19 protein-coding genes are annotated in these 19,509 nt (G+C 68.2%); 14 read left to right on the top strand and 5 right to left on the bottom strand.

Going from position 1 to position 19,509, the window contains the following annotated elements; genetic code table 11:
- Window positions 1-183: 183 nt before the first annotated feature.
- Genes N5J29_RS01870 through gspH form a run of 3 tightly spaced genes read right to left on the bottom strand, consistent with a single transcriptional unit; the run spans window position 184 to window position 1,600 of the window.
- On the bottom strand, window positions 184-798 hold the full coding sequence (locus tag N5J29_RS01870) for a prepilin-type N-terminal cleavage/methylation domain-containing protein (RefSeq protein WP_164152883.1): 615 nt from the start codon (window positions 796-798) through the stop codon (window positions 184-186).
- The gene (gene gspI, locus N5J29_RS01865) at window positions 795-1,157 is read right to left on the bottom strand and encodes a type II secretion system minor pseudopilin GspI (protein ID WP_065176109.1); all 363 of its coding nucleotides are present in this window, start codon (window positions 1,155-1,157) and stop codon (window positions 795-797) included. Before gspI ends, N5J29_RS01870 begins: the two co-directional genes overlap by 4 nt.
- Window positions 1,154-1,600, bottom strand: a complete 447-nt coding sequence (gspH, locus tag N5J29_RS01860) for a type II secretion system minor pseudopilin GspH (protein ID WP_164152850.1) — start codon at window positions 1,598-1,600, stop codon at window positions 1,154-1,156. The genes gspI and gspH overlap by 4 nt, the downstream gene beginning before the upstream one ends.
- 115 nt (window positions 1,601-1,715) lie before the next feature.
- Here gspH and N5J29_RS01855 point away from each other — a divergent pair, with 115 nt between their 5' ends.
- The gene (locus N5J29_RS01855; protein ID WP_053516310.1) at window positions 1,716-2,174 is read left to right on the top strand and encodes a general secretion pathway protein; all 459 of its coding nucleotides are present in this window, start codon (window positions 1,716-1,718) and stop codon (window positions 2,172-2,174) included.
- Between the two features lie 7 nt (window positions 2,175-2,181).
- Here the strand turns inward: N5J29_RS01855 and N5J29_RS01850 are convergent, their stop codons facing one another.
- Complete coding sequence (locus N5J29_RS01850) at window positions 2,182-2,457, bottom strand: hypothetical protein (protein ID WP_239519822.1); 276 nt, start codon at window positions 2,455-2,457, stop codon at window positions 2,182-2,184.
- A gap of 261 nt (window positions 2,458-2,718) precedes the next feature.
- Between N5J29_RS01850 and N5J29_RS01845 the strand changes: the two genes are divergently transcribed.
- The 6 genes from N5J29_RS01845 (at window position 2,719) to N5J29_RS01820 (ending at window position 9,509) form a co-directional block, all read left to right on the top strand.
- Window positions 2,719-4,341, top strand: coding sequence for a ShlB/FhaC/HecB family hemolysin secretion/activation protein (locus N5J29_RS01845; protein WP_164152848.1), 1,623 nt, complete (start codon window positions 2,719-2,721; stop codon window positions 4,339-4,341).
- 38 nt (window positions 4,342-4,379) lie between these two features.
- A complete protein-coding gene (locus tag N5J29_RS01840) occupies window positions 4,380-6,164 on the top strand; it encodes a MotA/TolQ/ExbB proton channel family protein (protein WP_164152846.1) in 1,785 nt (594 codons plus the stop codon).
- A 10-nt stretch (window positions 6,165-6,174) separates the two neighbouring features.
- Entirely contained in the window at window positions 6,175-6,588 is a 414-nt protein-coding gene (locus N5J29_RS01835; protein ID WP_053516303.1) for a biopolymer transporter ExbD, read from the top strand.
- 39 nt (window positions 6,589-6,627) lie between these two features.
- Window positions 6,628-7,293: a cell envelope integrity protein TolA gene (locus tag N5J29_RS01830; RefSeq protein WP_279924086.1), complete on the top strand. Its 666-nt coding sequence runs from the start codon at window positions 6,628-6,630 to the stop codon at window positions 7,291-7,293.
- A 42-nt stretch (window positions 7,294-7,335) separates the two neighbouring features.
- Window positions 7,336-9,081 carry a putative porin gene (locus tag N5J29_RS01825; protein WP_164152794.1) on the top strand — a complete coding sequence of 582 codons (1,746 nt, stop codon included), beginning with the start codon at window positions 7,336-7,338 and terminating at the stop codon, window positions 9,079-9,081.
- 98 nt (window positions 9,082-9,179) lie between these two features.
- Window positions 9,180-9,509 carry a hypothetical protein gene (locus N5J29_RS01820; RefSeq protein WP_065182343.1) on the top strand — a complete coding sequence of 110 codons (330 nt, stop codon included), beginning with the start codon at window positions 9,180-9,182 and terminating at the stop codon, window positions 9,507-9,509.
- Here N5J29_RS01820 and N5J29_RS01815 read toward each other — a convergent pair.
- Window positions 9,506-9,919 (bottom strand): OsmC family protein, encoded by a 414-nt coding sequence (locus tag N5J29_RS01815; RefSeq protein WP_164152792.1) that lies wholly within the window; start codon window positions 9,917-9,919, stop codon window positions 9,506-9,508. The two genes, N5J29_RS01820 and N5J29_RS01815, sit on opposite strands and share 4 nt — an antisense overlap.
- Before the next feature lie 222 nt (window positions 9,920-10,141).
- On the opposite strand from N5J29_RS01815, the gene N5J29_RS01810 reads away from it, so the two are divergent.
- The 7 genes from N5J29_RS01810 to N5J29_RS01780 all read left to right on the top strand — a co-directional run bounded on the left by N5J29_RS01810 (window position 10,142) and on the right by N5J29_RS01780 (window position 19,508).
- On the top strand, window positions 10,142-10,642 hold the full coding sequence (locus N5J29_RS01810) for a sigma-70 family RNA polymerase sigma factor (protein WP_053516292.1): 501 nt from the start codon (window positions 10,142-10,144) through the stop codon (window positions 10,640-10,642).
- A gap of 82 nt (window positions 10,643-10,724) precedes the next feature.
- Window positions 10,725-11,681 (top strand): FecR domain-containing protein, encoded by a 957-nt coding sequence (locus N5J29_RS01805; RefSeq protein ID WP_164152790.1) that lies wholly within the window; start codon window positions 10,725-10,727, stop codon window positions 11,679-11,681.
- A 172-nt stretch (window positions 11,682-11,853) separates the two neighbouring features.
- A complete protein-coding gene (locus N5J29_RS01800) occupies window positions 11,854-14,988 on the top strand; it encodes a TonB-dependent receptor (RefSeq protein WP_164152788.1) in 3,135 nt (1,044 codons plus the stop codon).
- Between the two features lie 54 nt (window positions 14,989-15,042).
- Window positions 15,043-15,807 carry a Slam-dependent surface lipoprotein gene (locus N5J29_RS01795; protein WP_164152786.1) on the top strand — a complete coding sequence of 255 codons (765 nt, stop codon included), beginning with the start codon at window positions 15,043-15,045 and terminating at the stop codon, window positions 15,805-15,807.
- Between the two features lie 91 nt (window positions 15,808-15,898).
- Window positions 15,899-17,353 carry a surface lipoprotein assembly modifier gene (locus N5J29_RS01790; RefSeq protein ID WP_164152784.1) on the top strand — a complete coding sequence of 485 codons (1,455 nt, stop codon included), beginning with the start codon at window positions 15,899-15,901 and terminating at the stop codon, window positions 17,351-17,353.
- Window positions 17,354-17,498: 145 nt separating this feature from the next.
- Window positions 17,499-17,903, top strand: coding sequence for a response regulator (locus tag N5J29_RS01785; RefSeq protein ID WP_065176179.1), 405 nt, complete (start codon window positions 17,499-17,501; stop codon window positions 17,901-17,903).
- Window positions 17,904-17,912: 9 nt separating this feature from the next.
- A complete protein-coding gene (locus N5J29_RS01780; protein WP_111186896.1) occupies window positions 17,913-19,508 on the top strand; it encodes a PAS domain-containing protein in 1,596 nt (531 codons plus the stop codon).
- Window position 19,509: the final 1 nt, after the last annotated feature.

The following is a 19,509-nucleotide window of genomic DNA, read 5'->3' as shown; positions in this document are numbered from 1 at the left end:
ATCGGGCCCGCTGCCACGGAGCGGTGGCGGCCCCCGCCAGGACGGCACGGAGGGCAGGGAGCAGCCATCGGCGGTGAGGAGCACCGACAGGCGCCACCGGGCGCGGGACAGCGCCCGGTGGCCGGGATGGCGGACGCTGCGCCCCGGATGACGTGGATCGACGGCGTGCGGGTGCGTCTGCGGCTAGAGTTCAAGGACGCGACGGTAGCTCAACGGACCGCGGCCATCACGCAGCCGCAGCCTCAGTTCCAGCCCGGTGGCCGGCAGCAGCAGGCCCTGGCTGGGCAGCGTCGTCCAGCCGGCGCCCGGCTGCCAGGCGCGCACATCGAAGAACTGAACATCGTGCGCCACGGCCAGCCCGCGTGACTGCTCTGGTGGCGGCAACGGATAGCGATCCGATGACGGCCCGCTGGCCCGCCACAGGGTATTGCCCTGGCGCCACCAGCGCACCCGCTGCCAGCGCAGCCCGTCGCTGCCGACGCTGCGGGTGATCTCCAGCGCGAAACTGCCGTCGGCCTGCCGTTCGCTGACCAGCGCCGGCGGCAGCAGGCGCTGTGGCTGGTCAGCGGGGCGTACCGCACCATTCATCAGGGCATCGTCCGCGCGCATCTCGATGTCGCGCTGGAACTGCTGCAGCACCCGCAATGCGGCATTGGTTCCTGCATCGGCGTGGCGCAGTCGCTGGTCACTGCTGGACACGCTGTCCAGCGCACGCCAGCAGATCACGGCCAGCACGCCCATGAGGGTGATCGCGATCATCACTTCGATCAGGGTGAAGCCCTGCACGCGCCGTTTCACGGTGCAGCGGTCCATGGCAGCAGCATGCGTGCCAGCGACTGCGTTGGTGCATCCTCCGCCACCACGATGAGCTCCAGCAGCGGCTGCCCGTCGCTGCCGCTGCCCAGATGCTGCCGCACCAGGAAGCGGCTGCGACCCTGCACGCAGCGCTGCTGCACATCCGCGGGCGGTTGCGCGGCCAGCCGCAGTTCCTGCCAGCGGTCCTGTGCGCACAGCAGTGCCAGACGTCGGTCGCGCAGCCGCGACTGGTCATCGGTTGCCACTGCCACCGAGCGCATCACCGCCGCCAGCGCGACTGCCACGATGGCCAGTGCGATCAGTACCTCGATCAAGGTGAACCCCCGCCGCGGCCGCATCACTGCACGACCTGCAGCTGTCCACTGCCGTCGTCGCGAAGGCGCAGCTGTCGCCCCTGCAGCGACAGCGCCAGCTCCCACGGCACGCCGATCCATTCCGGACTCAGTTCGATGGCCGTCGCCGGCTGCACGGCGATGCCCGGGCTCTGCCACCGCTGGGGGCGCAGCAGGTCGTCGCGCTGCACGTCGGTCCAGCGGTCGCCCTCGCGTCGGCTGAAGCGGTAGCCCTCGGCATCCGCCTGCCAGCGGAGGCTGCGGCCATCGATGCGGGCCTCATCGCGTGCCACCTGCAGGCGTTGCGCCAATCGCTCGCCTTCCTGACGGAGCTGGCGCGCAGGATCCAGCAGTGTGCCCAGGCCCAGGCCGATGGCCGTTGTGCAGATACCGATGATGACCAGCACCACCATCAGTTCCAGCAGGGTGAAGCCGCGCGGGATGCGCCGCATCGACATCGCCTCCTGTGCCTGCCGATCGCGGACAGGGTAGCGGCGGATGATGAAACAAAAGCGTCAGCGGCGACTGCTAGCGTGGTGGCCGTCAATGTCGACGAAGGTGCGGAACATGGACGGCAGGCGCTGGGATCGCAATCACCTGCTGACACTGCTGGCGGCGACGCTGCTGCTGGCCGTGATGGCCTACTGGGGCATTGCCCTGTTCGCTGCAGGACCACCCGCGGCGGCCAGCGCGGTAAGGCCGTCGACACCGGCCCGGCCACCGTTCGACGCTGCGGCCAGCGCTCCGCTGGTGCGGCTGCTGTCACCGGGTGCGATCCACACCGAGGTAGTGGTGCTGGGTGTGATGGCCAGCGCGCACGCACCGCTGGCACTGCTGTCGGTCGATGGTGGCGCGGTCGATGCCTATGTGCCGGGGCAGCGCCTGGGACCGTCCACGGTACTGGCCGGCATCGGCGCGGAGACCATCGAACTGCAGCAGGCGGGGCGGTCGCGCAGCCTGCCGGTGCCCGCGCTGCCGCCCGTTCCTGCCGATGGCATCGTGCCTGCCGCTGCGGGGCGGCACTGAGGCGCGATCAGCGAGAGGGGCGCTGCGGTGTCACCGCGCGACCAAAGGCGTCGCCCATCCGTTGCCGGGTGCCTTCCAGGTTGTACTGCATGAGCTGGTTGCCGGGCTGCCGCATCAGCCGCTCCGACTCGGACAGGCGCGGTGATCGTGCACGTGGCGGTGCCGGTGCGAGCCTGCGCTGCAGACATTCCCAGGCCGGAATGCGCTCTCCGTTGACCTGCACGTCGATGCAGGGCGGTGTGTCCGCGCGCGTTGCGCGGTCATCGGCGTGCGCAACCGGCATCGCGATGGACGCGAGCAACGCCACGGCAGGCCAGCGCCATGCAGTCAGGATCATGCTCATCTCCTATCTCCCGCCACCCCATGTCGGCTGCTTCATGGACGGGTGGCGGGCGCAGTGTCCGCCTGCGCGCATTCCGCCGCCGTCAACAGATGACAGTGCTGTCACAAAACTGTTGGCGGCTTTGACGCGCCCTGCACGTCCTGTGGGTAGACCCACGCGCCGCTCCCTGGCCACTTCCTTCGATACGACGCGATGCCTTCAATGACGCCTGTTCCGTGCCGAGCTGTCCGACTCCCGCTGCGCCTGCGTCCGCGGGTACTCGCGCTGGCCGTGGCGTCCCTGCCAATGCCGCTGCTCGCGCAGGATGCCACGCCGGCGGCCAGGGTGAACATCAACGAGTACATCGTGCGCGGCAACACCGTACTTGATCCGCGTCTGATCGAGCGCGCCGTTGAGCCCTATCTCGGCCCGGGCAGGACGTTGGCCGACGTCGAGCAGGCGCGCGATGCAGTCAGCGCGCTGTACCAGCAGGCGGGATACCAGTCGGTGTACGTGGAACTGCCCGAGCAGCAGGTCAGTGCCGGCGTGGTGCTGCTGAAGGTGCAGCAGACGCCGATCGGCGAACTGCGCGTGGTCGGTGCGGCGCCTGCTGCGTCGGCGCGGATCCGCGCACGGGTACCGGCGCTGGCCGAGGGCCAGGTGCCGGATTTCGACCGGGCGCAGAAGGAACTGACCGCGCTCAACGAAGGCGGTCGCCGCCAGGTGATGCCGCTGGTCCGTGAGGGAAAGACGCCCGGCACGATGGACGTGGACCTGCAGGTGGAAGAAAAGTCGCCCTGGCGAGCGAGCGCCGCACTCAACAATGACCGCAGTGCCGACACCGAGAAACTGCGCCTGAGTGCCTCGCTGGCGCATGACAACCTGTGGGGACGCGGGCACAGCGCCAGTCTCGGCGTGTTCCTCGCTCCGCAAGATACCGATCAGGCCAAGGTGTTCTCGGCGTCGTACACGCTGCCGTTTGAAGGCAGCCCCTGGAGCCTGGAGGCATCGGGCTATACCTCCGACAGCCGCGTGCTCAATGCCGGCGGCCAGGGGGGCGCGGGAACCGGCACCAACGTGATCGGCAATGGTCATTCGATCGGCCTCAAGCTCAATTACCGCCTGCCCGGCAGCACTGCATGGTGGCGGCAGCTCAGCCTCGGCGTCGACTTCAAGGACACCGAGGAGGACACCTGGATGGGCAGCGACAACCTGAAGACTCCCCTGAAGTACGCACCGCTCACGCTGGCATTCGTGGGTGTGCGCCAGGGCGAACAGGACCAGCTGAGCATCAGCACGCAGCTGGTGGCCGGAACCCGCCGCCTGTTCGGCTATGGCAGCAATGGGTACGACTTCAGCCAGAAGCGGGCGTGGGCCGATCCCAGCTTCGTGGCACTCAAGGCCGATGTGTCGAATACGCATACCTTCGGCAGCGATTGGCAATGGTATGCACGTGGGGCCCTGCAGGTGACCGATGCGCCACTGGTCTCGGCCGAGCAGTTCGCCGCCGGTGGCATGTACACCGTGCGCGGCTACCTGTCGGCCGAGGCGATCGGTGACTACGGCGGTGTGGCGAACCTGGAATGGCGCACCCCGGCATGGCCGCTGTGGAGCGGCAGCCAGCTTCGCGTGTACAGCTTTGCCGACGCGGCCTACCTGCGCCTGCGGCGGCCGCTGCCCGAACAGCGCGACCAGTACAACCTGGCCTCGGTCGGGCTCGGCGCGCAGCTGCGCCTGGGAGATCACCTGCAGTTGCGCCTGGACTATGCGTGGCCCTATGCCGATGGGCCGGTGACCCGCAAGGACGACCCGCGGCTGCATTTCAACATCAGCACCAGTTACTGACCCTTCCCTTGAACATGCGTTCTCCGGAGACCCCTCGCATGGACCGTTTGCTTTCCCGGATGTTGCTGCTGCTGGCCGCGCTGATCGCGCTGCCCGCCGCTGCGGCCGATGCCAGCTGGTGGCAGGCCGAATGGAAATACCGCAAGCCGATCACGATCGACGCAGGCCCGCAGGGTGCCGGTCTGGCAGGCGATCCCGGTCGAACCCCGCTGCTGCTGCGCCTGCATACGGGCAACTTCGGTTTCGACGGCACCCAGGATGCCGGCAGCGATCTGCGTTTCGTGTCGGCGGACGGGCGCACCGTGCTGGCGCACCAGATCGAACAGTTCGACCCGGCGCTGGGGCTGGCCCTGGTGTGGGTGGATGTGCCGGCCGTCAGCGCCGCCGCACCTCAGACGATCTGGATGTACTACGGCAACGACAAGGCGCCGGCCAGTGGGAATGGACAGCAGGTATTCGATCCGGACTACACGCTGGTCTACCACTTCGCCGACGCCAATGCCCCGGCACGTGACACCACGGCCTACGGCAACAATGCGGGCGCAGTGGTGCCGGCCGCCGAAGGTTCGGTGATCGGTCGCGGCGTGCAGTTCGCCGGCACTGCGCTGCCGCTGCCAGCCAGTGCTTCGCTGGCGCAGGAGGCCGGCGCGCCATTGACCGTGTCCGCGTGGATCAAGCCGGGTGCACAGAATGCGGCGCAGGCCATCTATGCCCGTCGCGATGGCAGCGCGGAACTGCTGCTGGGCATCGACAACCGGGTGCCGTTCGTGCAGCTCAATGGCCAGCGCAGCACGCCTGCGCAGCCGATTCCGGAGGGACAGTGGGCGCATCTGGCGCTGACGGCAGAGAAGGGGTCGCTGCAGCTGTATCTCAATGGCCGCGTGGTGGCGCAGCTCAGCGGCGAACTTCCCGCCCTGTCCACCGCAGCGGTGGTGGGTGCTGATGCGCCGGGTGCCGAGCAGCCGCTGGCCAGCTTCGACGGTGCGCTGGATGAACTGCGGATTTCGCGGGTCGCGCGCCCGGCGGCGCTGCTGCTGGCCGATGCCACCGCGCAGGGCGCTGACTCACGCCTGATCAGCTATGGCACCGATGAGCAGTCCACGGGCCAGAGTCACTTCGGCTTCATCCTGAAGGCGATGCCGTTCGATGCCTGGGTGGTGGTGGCCATCCTCGGCCTGATGATGCTGATGTCGTGGGCGATCATGATCGCCAAGAGCCGTCACTTCGGCCGCACCGGCAAGGCCAATGCGGTGTTCACTGATGCTTTCGGCAAGCTGGCCGGCGTGCCGCTGCGCACGCTCTCGGACATGGACCGGCAGGGCCAGGCACCGGCGGCCATGCGCGACGGTTCGCTGTGGCGCATCTACCAGGTGGCCATCGATGAGATGCAGCAACGCCACCAGCGCGACGGCAACGGCGGCTATCTGAGCGCGGCGACCATCGCGGCGATCCGCGCATCGATGGATGCGGTGATGGTGCGCGAGCAGGAGGCGATGTCGCGTCGCATGAACTGGCTGTCCACCACCATCGAAGGCGCGCCCTATGTGGGCCTGTTCGGTACGGTGATCGGCATCATGCTGGTGTTCGTGGTCGCGGCGATGGCCGGTGCGGTGGACATCAACTCGGTCGCGCCGGGCATGGCGGCGGCCTTGCTGTGTACGGCCGCCGGCCTCGGCGTCGCCATCCCGGCACTGTTCGGCTACAACTGGCTGGGCGCACGCGCCGAGGCCATCGGTGCCGACATGGCCGTGTTCATCGACGAATTCGCCGCCCGCCTGGCTGAAGAGCAGGACGGGCGCGGCCCGGCCCCGGTGCAGGGCTGAGGAGCGCGTCATGGCCCAGAAGGCGAAGTTCGGCATCAAGAAGCGCGAGAAGGGCATCAACGTGACGCCCTTCGTCGATGTGCTGCTGGTGGTGCTGGTGATCTTCATCCTCACCAGCAACGCCTCCATTCCCGGCATCGAGGTCAACCTGCCGAAGGCCAGCAACAGTGTGGCGCTGGAGAAGCCCAAGACCAAGGCGATCACCATCGATCCCAGTGGCCAGGTGTTCCTTGACGCCTACCCGGTGACGATGGCCGAGCTGGAGGACCGCCTGCGGACAGAGCGCGCGACCTCGCCGGACTTCCCGGTAATCGTGCGTGGCGACGCCCAGGTGCAGTACGCGCGCGTGGTCGAGGTGCTGGATCTGCTGCGGCGGCTGGAACTGGCCCAGGTTGGCCTGGTCACCGGCAAGGCACAGGGCTGAGGCATGACCGGCCCTCATTCCCCACGGCCGGAGCCCGGCATGCGTGACCGCCCGCTGCTGGTGACCGTCGCGCTGGTGCTGGCGGTGCTGCTGGTAGTGGGCGCCGTGCTGTGGTGGCTGCTGTTCAAGGACACGGCCAGCACCCGCCGCCCCGTGGTGCAGCCGCCGATGCTGGCGTTGCCACCCCCGCCGCCACCCCCACCGCCGCCGCCTGAGAAGCCCCCCGAACCGGAGACCCCGCCGGAGGAGACCCTGCCCGAGCCGGAGCCGCTGGATCAGCCGACCCCGGCCGAGGAGCCGACGCCGACGCCGGACAATACCGACCCGGTGACCATGAACGCCGAAGCGCAGGCGGGCGGTGACAACTTCGGCATCCAGGCGGGCAGTGGCGGCGGCGCGTCCGGTGCCGGTCGCGGTGGTGCCGGCAATGCCACCTATGGCCGCTATCTGGGTTACCTGATGCAGCAGGCGATTGCGCGCGATGCGCGGGTCAAGCGCCTGGCCTTCCAGTTGCAGGTGAACGTGTGGCTGGCGCCGGATGGGCGCCTGGAGAAAGTCGAGCTGGTGCGCGGCAGCGGCAATGAAGAGGCCGACGCCGCCGTGCTCGACGCACTGCGCCAGATCGGCCGGGTGGACCAGCCGCCGCCACCTTCACTGGACTTCCCCGCGCGCGTGCTTGTGCAGGGCCGCAGGCCCGGGGCGTGAACCGTGATTTCCCCGATTTCCCTTCTTCCGATGAGAACCGTGATGAACAACCACGTCCGCGCTCGAACCGACTCCCGCCCGTCGCGGCCGGCCCGACGGGCGCTGCTGTGCTGCGCTGTGCTGCTCAGCCTGGCGGCGCCGGCCGGTGCAATGGCTGCTGAGACCACCATGATCAAGCTGATCAAAGGCCTGATGGCCACTGGCGCGCTCAAGCCCGAGGACGGCCAGGCGCTGCTGGTGCAGGCCGAAGCCGAGGCAGCAGCAGCCCAGCGCGGTGCTGCCGGTGCTGCATCGGCCAGCAGTGGAGGCATCGCGCTTGAGGCGGGCGATGTGCGTGTGCCCTATGTGCCGCAGAGTGTCCGTGATGGCATCCGCGACGAAGTGCGCCAGGACGTAATGGCGCAGGCGAAGGCGGAGGGCTGGGCGGCGCCGAATGAGGTCGCCGAATGGACACAGCGCATCAAGGTGACCGGGGACGTGCGTGTGCGCAGCGAGTCGCGCTTCCATGGCGATGACAACAGCGGCATCGTCAGCAACTGGGCCGCGGTCAATGCGGGTAGTGGATTCGACACCAACACCAATACCAACCTGCAGCTGCCGCCCTTGCTCAACACCCGACAGGACCGCCGTAACCTGTGGCGCATCCGCGCCCGCCTGGGGGTCGAGGCCATGATCGGCGATCACACCACCGCTGGCATCCGCCTGGCCAGCGGCAGCAGCAATGGCCCGGTGTCCACCACCGAGCAGCTGGGGGGCGGCCTGAGCAAGAAGGACGTGTGGCTCGACCAGGCATGGCTGGCCTACAGTCCGGCTGACTGGGTGACCGTGCGTGGTGGCCGTTTCGGCAATCCGTTCTGGAGCAGCGACACCCTGTTCTCCAACGATCTGAATTTCGATGGACTTGCCGCCAACCTGAAGTACGGGTTCGGCGACGGCGATCTGGACCTGTTCGGCACCCTTGCCGTGGCGCCGCTGGAGTACACCTCGGACAGCCTGCAGAGCCGCAGCGGAGAGAAGTCGCCGAACGAGAACAAATGGCTGTCCGGCGCGCAGGCTGGCGTGAACTGGCGCTTCAACGACGACAACGCACTGCGGGCCGCACTGGGCTACTACGACTTCAAGAACATCAGCGGTCGGCTGTCCTCGCCCTGTGCCCTGTACTCCGGCGCCGTCGGCTGCGACACCGACTGGTCGCGCCCGGCGTTCATGCAGAAGGGCAACACCCTGATGCTGATCCGCGACATCGCGCTCAATCCGATGGATCCGGCCGGCACGCCGACGCCGCAGTATGTCGGCCTGGCGTCCGCCTTCCGCCTGGCCACGCTGAACCTGCGTTGGGATACCCGGCTGGCGCAGGACATCGGACTGCGCCTGGAAGGCGACTTCATCCGCAACCTGGCGTACGACACGCAGGCGATGTTCCGCCGCGCCAACAACGGCATCGTCAACAATTTCGGTGCGGGTGACGCTCCCGGCATCGATACGTTCCGCAGCGGCGACACCGCGTGGATGCTGCAGGCAACGTTCGGCGCCACCGACCTGAAGGAGAAGGGGCAGTGGCAGGCACTGCTGGGCTACAAGCGGATCGAGGCCGATGCGCTGCCGGATGCCTACAACGATCCGAACTTCCATCTGGGTGGCACCAACGCGCGCGGCTATTACGTGGGTGGTGCCTATGCGTTGGACGCGCGCAGCTGGATCAGCGGCAAGTGGATGGCTGCCAAGGCGGTGTCGGGCCCGCCGCTGGCGATCGATGTGTTCCAGCTGGAGTTCAACACCGGCTTCTGAGCCGCCAGCGATGACGGGCCGGCACGAAACGTGGCGGGGGTGCAGCGATGCGCCCGTCTAGGGAAAGGAGACCACGCGTGGCAACAAGGAGGAGTGTGATGAGCCGTCGCAAGCTGTTCGAAAATCCCGGGACGTCCAGCCAGATGCTGGGCATCGGTCCGGCCTATGTCTCGGTGGAGGGCCTGCGCCAGCACCTGGCCGAGTTCCTGCTGTACGCCGGCCGCCCGGTGGTGATCATGCGCGGGCGCAGCGAGGTGGGCTATTTCCTGCCGTCCCGCTGCTGGCGCCAGCGTGACGACGATCCGCTGGCGGCCGCCGCGGCCAACCAGATGCTGGATGCCGCGGGTTTCCAGGCCGAGGACATCCAGCAGGTGGAGCGGGAGTTCAACGCGATGCGCCGGCGCACCGTGCTGCACCCGCGCCGTTAGCGCTTTCCGGGAGCGGCGTTCTGGCCGCGTTCGCTGGTGATGCGCGCCCCTTCGCGCATAACCAGGGTGACCGGGGTCTTCTCGACCACCTCCAGCAGGCGCTGCCACTGGGCATCGTCCAGCGCGGCGCTGGCATGCAGTATGCGGTGCACATGGAAACGACCATCAGGATCGCGCTCCGAACGCAGTTCGGCGTGGAACTCGCCCAGCTCCCAGCCCTTGCGCTGGGCGTACATGCGCAGGGTGATGGCGGTGCAGGCGGCCAGTGAGGCCAGGTACAGATCGAACGGGGCGAATCCCTTGCCCTGGCCGCCCAGCGAGGCCGGCTCGTCGGCGTTGACATCGAAGGTGCCGTTGCTGATGTGGTGCAGGTAGTTGTCAGCCATCGAGACAATGCGTGCGTAGGCCATGGGCTTCTCCTGTGCGGGGGATGTGGGGCCGGATCAGGCGCGGTGCCGCGCGGCCATCACCGGTGATGATCCGGTGGCAGGGCTATCGTGACAATGGGACTGACGATCCCGGGAGTGGCGGGTGCCGTGGTGCGGGCTGGGCGTGATGGGGTGCCGCACCCTACAATCACGTCCCGGACCGTCGCCATCACGCCCATCATTCCCCGGTCCGGCCTGGCACCTATGTCTCCCAATGCCCTGGCGCTGGTCGAGCTGTTGATCCGCGAGCGCCGTGCGTTGTCACGCTTCATCGCGCGCTACCTGGACCCGGCCAGCACCGAGGACACCCTGCAGAACCTGTACCTGAAGGCCAGCAGCGTGCCCGGCGATCCGCCGATCCTTGAACCGCGCGGTTACCTGTACCGCATGGCGTACCATCACGCCCTCAACCGCAGCCAGGCCGACGCACGCGAACGGCGGGCGATGGCCGAGTACGCGTGCGAGGTCGGCGATGCCGTTGGTGGTGAGCAACAGGCGCTGGACCAGGCGCAGCTGCGCGAGATCACCCGGACCATCCTTGCGCTGCCGCCGCAGGTGCGGGAGTGTTTCGTGCTCAACCGCTACCTGGGCCTGAGCGAGCGTGAGATCGCCGCCCGCCTGGGCATTTCCAAGAGCCTGGTCGGCAAGCATGTGCTGCGCGCGGCAATGCTGATCCAGCAGCACCAGCAGGGCGCACGCCGATGACCCGCAATTACCGTGGGCAGAGGCCGCCCGCCCTTGTCACAACAGTCACGCGCACCAGTTCGTGGTGCGACAGGCTACGACCATGACCACGTCCGAACCCTCGCCGCGACAGGCCAGGCATGCGTTGCGCTGGGTGATCCGGTGCAGTGCAGGCCCGTTGCCGGACCGGCAGCAGCGGGCCCTGCAGCGATGGCTGCAGGCCGATCCGCGCCATGCCTTGGCCTGGCGCCGCCAGCAGGCATTCTGGGACGGCCTGGACGAGGCTGGGCCGGAGGTGCTGGCCGCACTGCCGGCACTGACCTCCGATCGCCAGGGCCTGCGCCCGATCGCCCCGCGCAGGCGCCTGTCCTGGTGGTGGGCCAGCGTGGCCGCGGTGGTGCTGGCGGTCCCAGCCCTCCCCGGGGTCGCATTGTGGGCGCGCAGCGATCTGCGTAGCGGCGATGCACCCCGTGTGGTGCAACTGGAGGATGGCAGCACGATCGTGCTGGATGCCCGCACCGCGCTGGCCGTCGCATTCGATGGGGATCAGCGGCAACTGCGGCTGCTGCGCGGCCAGGCGTGGTTCCGGGTCGCGCATGAAGCGCGGCCGTTCCGGGTCGAGGCCGGCGGTGGCCTGGTGCGCGACATCGGTACCGCGTTCAGCGTTTCGTTGCAGGACGCGGTGGTGACCGCCCAGGTCAGCGAAGGGGTAGTGGACGTACATCCCGGTGATGGCAGCCTGCAACGGCTGCATGCAGGGCAGGCACGCGCGTTCCGTGACGGACGCTGGCTGCAGCCGGTGAGCAGCCTCGCCAGCGACGCGGTGGCACCCTGGCGGCGCGGTGAGGTTGCCATCGACGATCTGAGCGCGGCACAGGCCATCGAACGGTTGGCGCGCTATCGGGCCGCACCGGTCTGGGTGCTGGGGACAAAAGCGGAGCAGATCCGCGTCAGTGGCCTGTTCCATCTGCGCCAGCCGGACCCGGCCATCACCGCAGTGGCGGCCCAGGCGGGCCTGCGCGTGCAGCGGCTGCCGGGTGGCGCGCTGGTGGTCTGGTGATGCCGGCAGGGTTTAGATCGCGATGAAAAAAGCCTGAAAAAAGCGTGGGCAGCCTGCAGCGTGCGCTGTCTATAGAGGTACAGCCAGAGCGAAACACCGTTTTTCCTCAAGCCAGACACACCACCGGCAGCAGCTGTGCCCGTGGTTTCCCCACGCTTGAGGAGTTCCGTCCATGCCGTCCACGGCGTCTGCCTGTCACCGTCGCGCCACCACACTGGCCCTGGCCATCTGCACCGCACTGCTGCCGCTGGCCCGGGTGCCGGCCGCGCAGGCGCAACCCAGCACAGCGGCGGCGCTGCGCCAGTACGCCATCCCGGAGCAGTCGCTGGCAGACGCGGTACGCGCGTTCGGGCGCCAGGCCGATGCACAGGTGGTGTTCCGCAGCGACCTGGTCGAAGGGCGTCGTTCCAGCGCAGTGCAGGGCCAGTACAGCCAGATGCAGGCGCTGCAGCGGCTGCTGCAGGGCAGTGGGGTGCGTGCCCAGCGAGGCCTGGATGGCACCTGGAGCCTGCGCGCCGCGGCGGACGCAGCGCAGGCATCGGCCGAGGGGGAAGGGGTGCGGGTGACCGATACGCTGGACGTCGCCGGTCGCCTGCAGCCGGAAGGCGGCGAAGCGCGCGATCGCCGTGGCTATGACGACGTGTTCGCGCTGGACCTGACCACGGTGTATTCGGGGCGGGACCGGGTGGAGCGCTTCCGCGGCGCCAACCCGGCCGACGTGGTCAAGGATCTGGTCGGCGTTTTCAGCGGCGATGCGCGCAACAGCGGCGCGCTGGACATCAACATCCGCGGCATCCAGGGGCCGGGGCGGGTGCCGGTGAGCATTGACGGCGGTGAACAGGCCCTCACGGTCTGGCGGGGCTACAACGGCGTCAGCAACCGCAACTACATCGATCCCAACCTGATCGGTGGCATCCAGGTCATCAAGGGGCCCGGCCTGGTGCGTGACGTGCACAGCGGCATCGGCGGCGCGCTGGTCATCAGGACCATCGACATCGATGACGTCGTGCCGGCGGGCGAACGCTTCGGCGGGGAGCTGAAGATAGAAGGCAGCAGCAACGCGGTGGCGCCACGCCTGCCACGCCTCCACAGCGGCGAGGACTACCGGACGGTGCCGGGTTTCCCGCAGGGGTCGCCGAACTCGCCCTATGACGACCGTACCCTGGTGGTGCCGGTGCAGTCGCGCAGCGGCAACAATCCATTCGATGGCGAGGACCAGGCGTGGCGACTGGCGCTGGGCCTGCGCGGCGAGACGGTGGACGTGATGGCGGCCTATGCCTGGCGCCGGCGTGGCAACTATTTCTCCGGCAGCCAGGGCAGCGACTACTACGACCAGGACCCACGCGAGCAGTACGAGTACCAGGGCATCGACTACATCACCACGCTGGCCCGCTACTTCAAGCCGGGTGATGAAGTGCCCAATACGTCGAGTGAACAGGAGTCGTGGCTGCTCAAGGCGACGTGGCAGATCAATGACGACCAGCAGCTGAAGGCGAGCTGGCGGCACACGCTCTCGCACTACGGCGAGATCATGCCTTCGCGCATCCTGTCGGCGCCGGACTACGGCCGCATCCAGTGGCCGTTGAGCCGCGTCGACTCGGATGCCTGGAACCTGGAGTATCGCTGGCAGCCGGCCGGCAGCCGCTGGCTGGATCTGTATGCCAATCTGTGGCGCACCGAGACCGACAGCGATACCTATACCGCGGGCGGCTTCCCCAACTTCGCGCCGGGCAATCCGCAATGGGACCCTGAAGCCAGCCCGATCCTGCGCAACACCGCTCTGGCCAACGCGCGCAACGATCGCACCGGCCTGACGGTCAGCAACCGCTTCGCGTTGCACTCCAGCCTCGACCTGACCGTAGGGGGCAACTGGCAGTACGAGAGCCTGGGTTCGCGCGATCCGTACTTCGGCACCACTGATGGCTGGCGCATGTTTCCGCGTGCCGGCCGCCGCCAGGAGGGCGAGGGCTACCTCAACCTGGAATGGCGTCCGCTCGATGTCCTCACCCTCAACGCCGGCGTCCGCTACAGCCGCTACTGGGCCTTCGACGACTTCCTCGACGCGCACCCGGAGCTTCTGACCAAGGGGGTGGGCAGCAAGCAGGCTACCTATCGGGTCAACGAGCTGCCCGAGCGACCGGCCAGCCTGCAGGCAGAGATCGATGCGCTGGAAGCAGAACGCGAGTTCTGGGAGAGCATCGGCATGGGCTCGGTGATCGATGATTCGATCCGGGGACTGCTGGCCTATTACGAAACACCGCAGGCAGTGGAGCACAACATCGCGTGGCTGCCCGACGCCAACGGCAACTATGCCCGTGCCACCAACCCGTGCCTCAACGGCGAGGTGGCTGCGATCCCGGGCGTGCTGCCGTTGTTCGCCGGCAGCGACCTGGTCTGCAGCATCGGCAACACCGTGCAGGCGCGGCCGGTGGATGGCAGCAACCGGCGCCAGCGCGATTACGCGTGGCTGCCCACTTTCTCGGCGACGGCGCATCTGTCGCCGGCCGCGCGCATCTACCTGCGCTACAGCGAAGCAGTGCGTTTCCCGAGCATGTTCGAAAGCACCATCGCCTTCTCCAGCAGCCTCAACCCGCTGTATGACCTCAAGCCGGAGCATGCCTACAACTACGAGCTGGGTTACGTGCACGACCTGTCGGCGCTGTTCGGAAACACCGCCGACGCCGACGTCAAGCTGGCCTATTACGTGCACAAGACCCGCAACGTGATCGAGCGCGATGCCTACTTCCTGTTCGACAACATCGACAAGCAGACCATCCGCGGCATCGAACTGCAGGCACGCTTCGACAACCGCCGTTTCTTCACCGATCTGGGCATCGCCCGCACGCTGGAGAACGAGGTCTGCGACGAGAGCAGTGCCGTGCTGCTGGATGCCAACCGTGGCCTGGTCCCGAACTGCGTGCAGGACGGGTTCGTCAGCGGCTACCTGCTGACCCAGGCGATTCCGAAGCTGTCGGTCAACGCGTCGCTGGGCACGCGCCTGCTCGACGAGCGACTGGAGCTGGGCAGCCGCATCATCCACTACCGGCGCCACGAAAACCCGGACCTGCAGGCCTACCGCGACCGGTTGCTGGCCGGTGGCAGCAGCCTGCTCTGGCAGAACGTGCCCTTCACCTGGGGAAACATCACCACGGTGGATGCGTATGCGCGCTGGCGCTTCAACGAGCACGCCAGCGTGGAGCTGGTCGGCAGCAATCTCGGCAACCGCTACTACGTCGACCCGGCCACGCGGTCCACGCTGCCGGCGCCGGGCCGCACCCTCAAGCTGGGCATCACCGCACGCTTCTGAGCACCTGCATTCAAGCGTTGTACCCGTAGTTCCCTCAACCCAAGGAGCAACACCATGAAAATGATCTCCCGTTCCGTCCTGGCGGTCGCCGCCTCCTTCGCCCTGGCCGGCGCGGCGCAGGCAGCCGACATCGTCGGTGCGGCCAGCCCGGTGACCGATGCCGAGCTGTATGTCGCCGTCGGTGATTCCCAGGTCAACGGTGGCCCGCACTCGGCCGGCAAGGCCGGTATCGGCGTCGGCACCGTGTCCAACGCCCGTCGCGTCGATTTCCAGGGCCTGGCCAGCTATTCGGTGCCGACCACCGTCAATGGGACCACCGTGCGCACGCTGGCCATGCCGATCACCGGTGCGCCGGGCAGCCACGCGGGCATGGGCCACTTCAACTTCGTCAAGGTCGGCAGTGGCGATGTCTGGTTCGGTGAATGGTCCAAGGACGGCGCCGCAGGTGGCTTCAACAACCGCCAGGTCTACTTCGTCGGCGACCGTGCCGGCACCACCCTGCCGGCCGGCGTGGCCACCTACAGCGTGGCTGGCCTGAACAAGTTCAACGGCAGCAACCTGCTCAGCGGCACCTTCCGCGCCAACTTCGGCACCGGCACTCTGCTGGGCGGCCTCAGCGGCGGTGGCCTGTCGGTCAACATCAACGCCACCATCAACAGCGCCACCGCCTCGTTCGCAGGCGCGGCCACCGCCAACGGTTCGGTCAGTGGCACCACCCAGGGCCAGTTCTTCGGTGCCAATGCCGCCACCCTGGCCGGTATCGCCACCTTCGCCGGCAACAGCCAGTACGACACGGCCTTCGGCGGCAGCAAGAACTGATCGCCACGCCCCTGACGGGGCAGGGCAGGGACAAGCCGCGATCCGCCAGTCCCTGCTTCGGCCCGCTGCATCGCTTCACACCGGATCGACCATGCGCCTCCCTCTTTTCTGCCTCCTTCTGCTGGCGCTGACCGCCACGGCGCACGCCCAGCAGGACGACCTGCGCCGCGTGCTGGAGCAGGGCAACGACGTGCGCCATCAACGCCAAGACCAGCAGCGGCTGCAACAGGCCGAACCGGATCGGCCGACCGTCACCCTCGATGGCCGGACCCTGCGCGTGGAGCGCACGGTCGACGACCTGGGCCAGGCGCTGTACCTGTCGTTGCAGCACCAGCAATGGCCCGCCGCGCAGGCCTTCCTGCACGAGTACATTGAACTTCCCGGCCATGACCCGCTGCTGCGCCACTACGCGCAGGGCGCGCTGGCGCGGGTTGCGGGCGAGCATCATCGCGCGGCCCTTGAGTACGAGGCCCTGCTGGCCCGGCAGCCGGATTTCCTGCCTGCGCGGCTTGAACTGGCGCGGGTCTACGCCGAGGACCAGCGTGACCGGGAGGCGACGTCGCTGTTCACCGCGATCGCCGCCGACATCGATGACCGCGACCCTGCCACCGCCGGCGTGCGCGGCCGGGTGCAGGGGTATCTGCAGGCGCTACAGGCGCGGCGGCGCTGGAAGGGCGCACTGTCCGCCGGACCTGCATGGAGCGACAACATCAACCGCAGTTCGGCCAGCCGCACCTGCCTGTTCGGCGTGGGCGAGGACTGCATCATCGAGCGCAGGTTGCCCGATGCCCAGCGCGCACCGGGGGTGGACTACGACGGCAGCCTGGAACGCCGCTGGGCACTGGCCGGCCACCACGGCCTGTATGTGCGCGGGTTGGCCTTCGGCCAGGCATGGAAAGACAACCGCGCCTACAACGAACTCAACGCCACTGTGCAGGTGGGCTACAGCTGGCGCAGTGCGCGGCACACCCTGCTGCTGGCCCCCGGCTACGACTATCAGGCACTGGGTAACCGTACCCTGCAGGGCGCCGCAGGCGCGCATGCGGAATGGCAATACGCACTGGACCCGCGCAGCCTGCTGAAGCTGGAGGCGGACTGGAAGCGCCAGCGCTATCGGCAACCGGGGCTGGCCGACAACTACGATGGCGCGATGGGAGCACTGTACGCCACCTGGTTCCGTGCGCTCACTGCGCGCTGGACCGTCTTCGCCGGCATCGATCTGGCCGACAGCGGGGCGGCCGACGCGGCCAATGCCTATCGCCAGCGCGGCCTGCGCGTCGGCGCGGCGCGGCAGTGGAGCGGCACGACTGCCACGCTGTTCCTTTCGCTGCGCGAGCGCAGCTACGATGCCTGGAGTCCGCTGCTGGAAGCGCGCCGGCACGACGACGAGCAGAACCTCATCGCGCTGGTACGCAGCGAACGGCTGGCGGTGGCAGGCCTGGTGCCCAGCCTGAGCCTGCGCTACACCCGCATCGACAGCAATGTGGACTGGCTGTACAGCCATGACCGCAGCCTGCTGAGCCTGAAATGGGAGCGTGCGTTCTGACCGCGGGCCGGGCACACAGCGTGTTTGGCCGAGGTGAATGCGATCTCGCTGTTGTCTTCATCCGTCATCACGCGTTCTTGTAGGGCAACTCGCGCATCCTGCGGGCATTGCGGCCGGATGGGCCGCGCGTGTCAGGGAGTACAGCGTGCTGGAGTCGGGCGATGAACGGGAGGGGCTGCAGGGGCTACGGGTGCTGGTGGCCGAAGATGAATTCGCCATTGCGATGTTCCTGGCCGACTATCTGCAGCTGAAGGGCGCGCACGTCGTGGGCCCGGCCGGTGACCTGCGCGAGTTGGCGCGTCTGGTCGATGATCACCCGATCGACGTCGCCCTGCTGGACATCAACCTGGGAGGTGAGCAGGTGTACCCGCTGGCCGACCGCCTGTCCGAGGCGGGGACGCCGTTCCTGCTGACCTCCGGTTACGACGACAACCTGCCGAGCCGCTTCGCCAGCGCGCCGCGCTGCCCCAAGCCCTACCATATCGACGCGTTGGCCCGGCAGCTGGCCGGACTGGTCGCCGCACCGCGGGCTGCTGCGGGCAAGGTCTGACTGCGCGGCATGGGCCGGCGATTGGATACCGCTGCTCCCTCGTCCGTGCGCGGCACAGCACCTCCGGCGCATCGTCTGGGTGGACTGCATGACGGCATGGATGCGCGCATCGCGCGCCATGACTGGTCAGGGACGCCGCTTGGCCCGACTGGGCGGTGGCCGGCGCATCTGCGCGCCACCGTGGACATGATGCTGGCTCATGGGTTTCCGATGATCATCCTGTGGGGCCAGGAGCTCATCCAGCTCTACAACGACGGCTATGCCGAGATCCTTGCCGACAAGCATCCCGCTGGCCTGGGGCAGCCCACCCGCGACTGCTGGCCCGAGGTCTGGCACATCAACGGGCCGATCTACGACCGGGTCTGGCAGGGTGAGACCGTCACGTTCGAGGACAAGTTGTACCCGCTGGCCCGGCAGGGCCGGCTGGAGGACGTCTGGTTCACCATCACCTACAGTCCGCTCCGCGGCGAGGAAGGGCAGGTGGGCGGTGTGCTGGTCACCATGTTCGAGACCACGGCAGCGCACGTGGCACAGGCCGCGCGTGAGCGCGAGGAGCGGCGGCGGCAGGAGAGCGACCGGCGCTTGGCGCTGGCGTTCAAGGTACTGCCGGTCGGCTTGTGCATTGTCGATGCGCAGGGGCGGATGCAGCTGTCGAACGACCAGATGCGCGCCTATCTTCCCAGCAGCCAGGTGCCCTCGGCCGATCCGGTCAACCAGCACCGATGGCAGGGCTGGCATGCCGATGGCAGCCCGATCGCCCCCGAGGATTTCGCCATCGCACGGGCCCTGCGCGGAGAAACCGTGGTGCCCGGACTGGAGTTCCAGTTCACCCATGATGATGGGTGTGTCCGCTGGACGCGGGTCGCGGCGGCGCCGCTGCGAGATGTCGACGGCGAGGTGACGGGCGTGTTCGCCATCGCGGTGGACATCGATGATCTCAAGCGTGCCACCGAGCGGCAGGCGGTATTGCTGGCCGAGTTGCAGCACCGCGTGCGCAACATCATGGCCACGATCCACGCCATCGCCTGGCGCACACGCGAGTCGGTCGACAGCGTGGACGAATACGCTGACCGCCTGTGCGCACGCCTCATGTCGCTTTCTCGCACGCAGACCCTGCTCACCCGCAGCGCCAATGCCGGGGTGAGCCTGCGTGGCATGCTGGACCAGGAGATCGCGGTGCAGGGACACGCGCCCGACGGATTCCTTCTGCAGGGCGAGGAGGACGTGCTGCTGCCGCCCAAGGCGGCCGAGGTGCTGTCGCTGGCGGTCCATGAACTGGCCAGCAACGCGCTCACGCACGGCGCATCGGTGCACAGCGATACGCGGATCGAGGTGTCCTGGTCGATGCAGGACATCGACGGTGAAGCCTGGCTGGACCTGCACTGGTGCGAGCGGCGCGCGGTGAACGACGACTGGATCGTCCCTTCGCATCGCGGGCTGGGTCGGGCGCTGGTCGAACAGCGCATTCCCTACGAGCTTGGCGGTAGCGGCGAACTTGCGTTCTCACCCCAGGGCGTGGATGCGTGGATCCGCTTGCCGCTGCGCGAGCGCGACAGCCTGCTGCAGACCGATGCCACCTCCAGCCTGTCGCCGCCGCGCGGGTAGC

Source organism: Stenotrophomonas sp. GD03680, from assembly GCF_029844625.1.
GTDB lineage: Bacteria > Pseudomonadota > Gammaproteobacteria > Xanthomonadales > Xanthomonadaceae > Stenotrophomonas > Stenotrophomonas maltophilia_P.
The sequence above is the reverse complement of the archived record's forward strand: the minus strand, read 5'-3'. Positions and strand labels throughout refer to the sequence as shown.